Source organism: Xenorhabdus bovienii (genome assembly GCF_024721015.1).
Taxonomy (GTDB): Bacteria; Pseudomonadota; Gammaproteobacteria; order Enterobacterales; family Enterobacteriaceae; genus Xenorhabdus; species Xenorhabdus bovienii.
Genome location: NZ_JANAIF010000105.1, coordinates 1 through 7,798, shown reverse-complemented (window position 1 = coordinate 7,798; position 7,798 = coordinate 1). Strand labels below are relative to the sequence as shown.

General features: G+C 45.3%; 8 protein-coding genes. 1 reads left to right on the top strand and 7 read right to left on the bottom strand.

All coding sequences use genetic code 11. The annotated features are described in order from the left end of the window. Window positions 1–202: hypothetical protein (locus tag NXS07_RS17765; protein WP_258087294.1), on the top strand; the 202-nt coding region annotated here is incomplete at its 5' end. 515 nt (window positions 203–717) lie between these two features. Here the strand turns inward: NXS07_RS17765 and NXS07_RS17760 are convergent. The 7 genes from NXS07_RS17760 to yhfZ form a co-directional block, all read right to left on the bottom strand. After that, entirely contained in the window at window positions 718–1,797 is a 1,080-nt protein-coding gene (locus NXS07_RS17760; RefSeq protein ID WP_258087293.1) for an aminotransferase class V-fold PLP-dependent enzyme, read from the bottom strand. A 4-nt stretch (window positions 1,798–1,801) separates the two neighbouring features. Further along, window positions 1,802–3,169 carry a YhfT family protein gene (locus NXS07_RS17755; RefSeq protein ID WP_258087292.1) on the bottom strand — a complete coding sequence of 456 codons (1,368 nt, stop codon included), beginning with the start codon at window positions 3,167–3,169 and terminating at the stop codon, window positions 1,802–1,804. A 10-nt stretch (window positions 3,170–3,179) separates the two neighbouring features. Continuing rightward, complete coding sequence (locus NXS07_RS17750; RefSeq protein WP_038207247.1) at window positions 3,180–3,542, bottom strand: DUF2620 domain-containing protein; 363 nt, start codon at window positions 3,540–3,542, stop codon at window positions 3,180–3,182. An 85-nt stretch (window positions 3,543–3,627) separates the two neighbouring features. Beyond that, window positions 3,628–4,716, bottom strand: a complete 1,089-nt coding sequence (locus NXS07_RS17745) for a phosphotriesterase family protein (protein WP_258087291.1) — start codon at window positions 4,714–4,716, stop codon at window positions 3,628–3,630. A 96-nt stretch (window positions 4,717–4,812) separates the two neighbouring features. Continuing rightward, window positions 4,813–5,988, bottom strand: coding sequence for a YhfX family PLP-dependent enzyme (locus NXS07_RS17740; RefSeq protein ID WP_258087290.1), 1,176 nt, complete (start codon window positions 5,986–5,988; stop codon window positions 4,813–4,815). Window positions 5,989–6,092: 104 nt separating this feature from the next. After that, the gene (locus tag NXS07_RS17735; protein WP_038197667.1) at window positions 6,093–6,455 is read right to left on the bottom strand and encodes a hypothetical protein; all 363 of its coding nucleotides are present in this window, start codon (window positions 6,453–6,455) and stop codon (window positions 6,093–6,095) included. A 49-nt stretch (window positions 6,456–6,504) separates the two neighbouring features. Continuing rightward, window positions 6,505–7,413 (bottom strand): GntR family transcriptional regulator YhfZ, encoded by a 909-nt coding sequence (yhfZ, locus tag NXS07_RS17730; protein ID WP_258087289.1) that lies wholly within the window; start codon window positions 7,411–7,413, stop codon window positions 6,505–6,507. Window positions 7,414–7,798 lie beyond the last annotated feature (385 nt).

Here is a 7,798-nt window from a genome sequence, read left to right as displayed (position 1 = left end):
TGATTTGAGGAGTAAATCAACAAAGCGTGCGGCAAATCACATGATTTTTAAATCAGGAATGAGGTGCGGAATGACGGGTATATATGTCTACTTAATGAATGTGATGATATTATTTTTTATTTTAGGCGTATTTCTCAAATATGTTATTCCCAATCCGGAAATAATGAAATTAAATAGAAGAAACCATATGAATATTAGATAGTTATTGTAATAGTAATTTGTTATATTATCGCGATATTTACCACATAATATAATCAATATTACTCACTATAAATTCAATTGGCATATTGGTATTAAATAAATAATTGTTTAGGTTTAAATATGATTATTTATATAAATTTTATGTTATTTAAATATAAAATTAATGAGGTGAATATTTTAATGAGTTATATTTTATAATGTAAAATATTAATGTTTTAAATTAAAATCTGGGGTCTGTATCATCAATTAGACAGGAATGTGGCTTGACTAAACTTAAACTGAGTGTAATAGTCAATATGAAGCAAAACTATTTATTAACGCCTGATGATGTTTCCTATTTTGGTCTCGTTAATCCAAAGTACCGGGTAAATAATAAAAACAGATGAATTACCTTATGTAATGCAGTAACAGAAGGGATAGTTTGTTTAATGTTTAAGTTAAATAATAATCAGGCGTTATATTTTTTGCTTTCTTAATAGAGTTACCGCTGTTTTGCTTTTTTTATTGACTGCTTTTCTACAAAATACTTTCCCGTAAAATACGTATCACTGTTTCTGCCCCACTGCGATTGGGGTTAATGCGAATCATGCGTTTTTCCAGTGTAGGATCTGCCTGACGAAATGTACCGGAAATACGGTAAAACAGAGGCGGGATTTCAAACTTGGATTCTGCACCCACTGGGTAAGGTAATGCTCCCAGCCCATGTGCGGCAGTCAGTACCACTTCGGCGATGGGTTCGTGAAATTCCACCAATAACACTTTGGATTGAGCATTAGCCAGAAATGCTTGTTTCACCTGCGGCAATTCCCCCTGATTCAATCGTGTCACCAACGTTTCATTAACTTCTGCCTGTACTGCATGGGTCACTGGCGCGGACACCAGCCCACGCAATGCTTCCATTGCCTGATAGCCTTGTATCTGACAGCCACCGGAGTACATGCTGCGGCGTAGGGTCTCAATCGTTGTTTGTTTGCCGACAACTAAGCCGACTCCCTGTGGCCCCAGTAACTTAAAACAGGAAAAACTGGAGAGTGTCGCGCCATATTCGCAGCCAATATGCGCCACTTTCATGGCTGCATAGTTATCATCGACCAATGAGGGAATTTGATACTGATGGAGTATGGCGAGCACATCTTGCAGGGCGTAGCTGTCATCTATCTTCTGTCGTGTATGCTGGATCAGGCAGGCAGCAGGTTGATATTGCCGGATGGCCGCTGCAATTTGTTCTGTATGATTGAAATCTGCATGCACCACGTGAAGCCCCATCTGTTCAATCGATATCTTGGTCGTGGGATAAATCGGTGCATCGTGGACGAGCAACGTAGCGTTGGGACTGACCAATGCTGCCAACCCCGCGCGTAGCGCCCCTGTTCCGGCTCCATTGACAAAGGCTGCCGCCTCAGCACCAAAATGCTCCGCGATGACCGCTTCAATACGGTGGGTCATCCGGGGTTGGTGCAGATCCGGGACTAAGCCCAGATCACCTTGCGAGAGAAAATCAGCGCCAGGAAAGTGACGACAGATAATATCCACCAGTTTGAACTGCTGCTGCTGGGCTTGCGCCATCGTCATACTTTGCAATGGATAGGTTTTCATTTTCTTACTTTATTCCCAGCAGATAGAGCACGTTGGCAAGGATACCCACCGCAATAGTTGCGATTGGGCCGATAGCCATCTCTACCAAAGGACGTTTGGAAGTGCGGTTGAGCAGGTAGATACCCGCCACGATCATAAAGCCTATACCTGGCAAAATAGCGTTGGAGGCAATCATACCACCAACCAGCAGGGCGACTTCGAGCATTTTGGTGATCGCGGTACGAATATGACCACTACAGGCTTTTACGCCAGGGTATTTATCCAGCCAAATGGCGATTTTCGCTAGCAGCTGGATTTCAATGAACATGGTGATACCGCCCGCAATAAAGGCGATCCACGGGTTGTTGGTTGCCAGACCCGCCACAAACACGAATTTCATGCCATTCGGGCTGTAAACTCCCGTGGCTATCGCCGTGGTGCCGACCAGCGGGACAAAGCTGATGGCGCGTGCCAGTGCGACCAACAGGGCGTTGGTCTGTTCGCCCTGCGCCATTAATTGCAGGGAAACCGGGCCTTCGGCCAGCAGGCTGAAAGACATGGTCGCGGCACTTGCGGTCAGGCCGCCGCAGAGGATCAACAGCCATTTGTTTTTCTGGATGCGTTCAATACGGGTAGAGAACAGCCCGACTAAAACTTCATTGGCTCCTTTCTGTTCCGCTGACTGGGCTGGACGCTCCCGCATCGCAAAGTAGAACATGGCAGTCATCGACAACAGCAATGCTGCGCCGTTGGGATCGAGACTGACCGGTTTTTCGATCATGCCACCAAAGCTGAGCGGGCCAATCGCCTTGGTGGCCAGATAGCCTATCAACGCGGTGAGCATGACCCATAGCCCTTTGCGATAGCCATATTGATAACCCACAACTATCGCAGGGAACAGCGCGAAGCAGGCGACAATAGGATCGCCAACTTTCTTGAGGTCATCGGTGAAATTCACCGGCAGCATGGCAAACAGTTCGACGACTGAGCGCAGGCCGGCGAGCAAGGCAATGGCATACAGGGCGCCGATGATACCCGAGGCGATAAACCCTCTTCGGCTGTTGGCACACCAGATGCCGATCATATCAGTGCCGAGCAGCAGGCTGTGAACCAGCACAATCGGCGCTGCCAGTGAAAAGGGAATACCAAAGCCGACAACCAGACCGATGCTCAGGGCAAAGCTGGTCGCGGCGAGAGCCTTGCGGCTCATCCGGCCTTCAAGGTATTCCGGTAGCAGTGGGCGCAGACCATCATGGAAAACAGCAATACCACGGTTTGCCATCATGGCAGCAATCGCACCAATGGCAGCGAGCAACCCGGCCTTGGAAGGGTCAACTTCCATCAGGCTCATCAGAAAACTGTGAAGATGTTGTGTGGCATTGATATCACTCATGACATGCTCCTCACCGAGAAACGATGGTGTTGATGATCACCGGCAGGACAACATCAATATCCTGACCTGTAAAACCGAATGCTTTTTTACCTGCTTTCACATGGGCAATGATCTCGTCGTCAGACAGGATTTTGCCCGGCATACTGATGGTGACACATTGATTCAGGCCGATAAGGGCGATGGCGATTGCCAGTGCGCCACCCCCACCGGTATTGCATGCACCGAGATAGTAATCTGCATCACCATTTTTAATCGCCATAGCGGCTTCAATGTCATTCATGATGGTAATTGCAGTGGCTTTGTCTCCCGCTAATTGTCGAATGCCTTCGGCTATTCTTTCTTTTTCTATTTGTCCACCAACGACAAATTTCATGTTGTCCTCCCTCTCTTTTTATTTTGTATCGAATTGCTGATTTATTGAAAAAGCTAATTTTCGGAAAATACAGGGGTTAGAAAATTTAAGTCTTAGAAAAGCCGTGTCGGAAAAATTGTGCAGGATTATCGCGTAACATGAGATCTATCTGCGTTTGGGAAAAATCGGCTGCCAATAGCATCGGAACGAATACGGTTAACAGATAATCGAATCCAATTCCCCCGTTACTTTTTAAATGAGAACGGCGAGTGATATCTTGGGAGAGCATCACTTGGCTCAGCAGGCCACGTTTGGCGACTTCCCGCAACATGGCAATGCGCCCGCTGTCTGGATAGTAGTTGTTTTTGCCAATCGTATCGAATTGTACCCACGCCCCTTCTTCAAGCAGGGGAATAATCGTGTCGAGGTTATCTTTCAGATCACAATGACCGATAGCCACATGTGCAGCGGAAACGCCAAATTCTTTGAGCAGAGACAGTTGCTCACGTCCCATTGTACTTAAGGTGGTATGGGTGGAGATAGGGCAGCCAGTGGCATGATGTGCCAGAGCGGCGGCTGCAAACACTTTCTTCTCATCCGTTGTGATTTGATCAAGGCTGGAACCAATTTCTGCTATCACACCGGCTTTTAGCCCAGTACCGTCAATGCCCGTTTCAATTTCAGCAATCATATCGTCGGCAATCGCCTGTACACTTAATTCGCTGAAATTAACGGGGAAGAATGGCTCTTTATAGTAACCCGTCGAAGCAATGATGTTGATGTGGCTATCACGCATCAAATCCAGTAGAAAGCTGGCATTGCGCCCCATGTAGCAGTTGGTCATCTCCGCGATGTTCCGTAGGCCAAGGGTATAAAGGTGACGAAGTTCATCGACGATCAGATCGTATTGGTCTAACCGACAGTCGAGACTGCCTTTCGCACCAGAGAGATCGATATGCAGATGTTCATGTACATAGGTATAGCCTGATGTATCAATACAGGTATTTTGCTTCGTGCCCGGATATGGGTTATTTAATTGATTGTTTGATGAATATAACAGCGTCTCACCCCGACGTTTAACCTGATATTCTTGGTAGCCCGCCTGTTTGAGTGCGTCTTCAGCTTCATCAATTCTGGATGAGGAATACGGAGCGGAATGTGTGGGTGTATTCCCAGTCTGTTTCTGGTATCCCATAAATATTTCTGTAGCATCATGCGGTAAATCGACTAGAGCGAAAATAACATTATTTAAGGGATAAATGATATTAACTGTAATGCCCTGATTGGAAAATTATTGAAAATAACCTCTGTTTTTCCAATTTCCTTGGCTGTCATAAATACCTTCAAGCTTTGGTGAGCCTGATTGAATGCCGGAAACGAGCGCTACGTCGCTGCGGGTGACAAAAATCTGGGTACGGAAGCACATGATCACTGGGCTGCCGATAGGGTGGATACCGGATATCGGGAGATGGTAATCAATGCAGGGATCTCCCAGACTCAGTACCCGCACGGTTTTGGGGGAGCGCGCACATTCAGGGAAAACCAGCGCGTATTTCATATGCCCACGTTTATAGTAGCCGCCGCCATAGCAGTAACTGTTGCCGTCGTAATGGTGGGAAACCTCGGTGATATAGACCATTGAGATCTTTTCAGGTTCGCGGCCACTGATATTGGCGGGTATAGTGCCGGTCAGGGCATGTCCCGGCTCAAGGTGGGTAGCACCATATTTTGCCAGCAGGGGGATGGTATTGCAGCTTGATGCTGAAGGCGCATTGATTTGTGAGAGTTCAATGCCAAGCTGTTCAAGTCTGTTGCGCGCCCTGAGGAGGGTCTGCAAGTTGATGGTGGGCAGGGTTGTCTGATATCGGACATTCCACTCTAGGCAGGGGAAATGGGTTAAACCGCTCAACTTAATGCCCGGCATGGTTTTTAATATGTCAACGGTTGTATCCAGTTCATCGAAGAGGATGCCTGCTTCCTGAGAGGGTAAGGTGATATCACGCTTATCAAACACTTTCAGCATGATGGGCTGAACCCGTCCCAATTTCTCTGCGGCATCTGAGATCGCCTGCGCTTTTTCAATGGAAAACACCGTAATGATACCCGGATGCTGTTTAAGCATGGTTTCTATCAGGTGTGCAGGGGTTTGTACCAAATGACCGATGTGGCATAGCGGTATGCCATGCTGACTCAGGGTATATGCCTCTCTGAAATCCACGGCCACGACACCGGGGTAACCGAGTTCAATGAGCTTTTGAGCCAGCCAAGGATTGCGACCAATCTGTTTGGTCATCAAATAGAGTTCAACGCCATATTGCTCTGCTGCTTGCAGCAAACGTCGACCATTGTCCAAGACCTGATCGACATCAATGATGTAAGTGTCTGGTAATATTGCGCCTTGCTGCCAAAGGTCTTTTGCTATTTCAATCAATTTGGGGTTCTGTTTTTTCAGAGCATTGATAAACATAGGCTTCCCTTCATGGCTGCAATGCGGCACGGCTGTGTGAAAGTTAAAAAGGCTGAGAAATCCAAAATATTCATTTTTTTGAATATTTATAGTGTAAACAAAATTCAGGGAATTTTGGTTGCAAGTATTAAACCATATAAATTTACCAACAGATAGCCTTCTTCGTTGGGGTGCAGTGTGACTGTGAATTTTTCCAACAATGCGCGATGGATTTTGAATAATTGCGCACAGTGCTCTGACTGCTCGATTTTGGTCAAGATGTTATTTTCAAGTGGCAAAACAATTTCGCCACGACGTGAGCGCATGAAAGCACTCGCCATGTGGGTAAGCGCCATTTCGCCTTGTGGATGATGGACAGGGATTAACCAGATATCTTCCAGATCATGCACAATATCAAGCATGTTATCGTAGATATCTTGATCAATGACGCCACCTTGCAACAGGATAGTTAGCCGTTGTTCTACCATTGCTTTTTGTTATACGTCAGGTTAATTGTTTGATTTGGCTTAATGGGCGTCAATAAACCGGTTCGATTGTGCCTGCGACCACGTTTTGTTGATGAGTCAGCAGCACCTCCCGATCAACCATGGTGTGCAGGAGCTGCTGGATGGGGATGTTGTCCTTACGAGCCAAAATAACGGCTTCGGAGGCTTTGATAAAGCACTCACTGTCATCCGGGAGCTGAGTCATCAAACCTTGTGCTATCAGTTCGTGACCTTGCCCGACGTTCCAAATGGCCGCATCAATGTGGCCTTTCATGATTTGATTCAGGCATTCGTGATAGGAGACCTCGACCATTTCAATCTCTTTTCCTTCAAAATACTGATTTGTCATTATTTTTTGGTCTGCTGAAGTACTGTCCAACCCAACCCGGCGAATGGAATCCATTTCGCCATGACGAAAGATTAATCTATGCCTGTCTGTATAACTTTGTGTCCCTAGTGAAAGCGCAATATATAAATCTTTATTTTCTGGGTGCTGCTCTGCGGCAAGTCTCGACGTTACTGCTAAGTCATAGATGCCATTCAGTAAGCATTCAATGCGGATGTCTGAGCCACGCATATGTGCAAAATAAAAAGGAATCTCTGCACACAATACTTTTAAACCACTGGCCAGACCTTCATAGGCACGGGTATAAGGAAGCGGCATCGCGCAGACCACATTGCCGATATCGGCGTACTCTAAGAGTAATTTATGGTTAATCTGCGAAAGAAAGCTGCCATTACGACCACGACGCTTAATTCCAACCGCTTGTGCCTGTTCAAGAGATTTCAATGCTGCTTGCATTAAACCTACGGACAATCCACATTCTTTAGCTAGTAACTCAATAGTTTTCAGGCGGTTGCCACATTGCTCAGAGAGGAGATAACGAGCTAGAAACGATTGTGCAATCCCCTCTTTTTTAATGAATGTTTGACTCATCATAGTAAGCTTTTATCCATTCTGGCTTATCTTCATAAATTTGAAAATAAATCGCAATAAGCGAATTATAGAAAGGGGATTAATATCACAATTGAAAAAAAAATGAAAATTTAAAAAAGTAATTAAATTCAATATTATCAATATTTTGAATATATATTTAAATTTGATACTGAAGATATAAAAATCAGCGTTATGAGAGAATATAGGGAAATCTGCGTGTAGACCCTATCTGTCTGCTGTGTTTACCTTACTGGATGGTGATTTTTGCTACACTATTTGTCACGTAATAAAATAGTCAGATTATATTTTGCTTAAGTTAATCAATGAAATTATCTGCACTTTTGTTATAGTCGGTAATACAATACACTGACTTACCGCGTCCACTAAT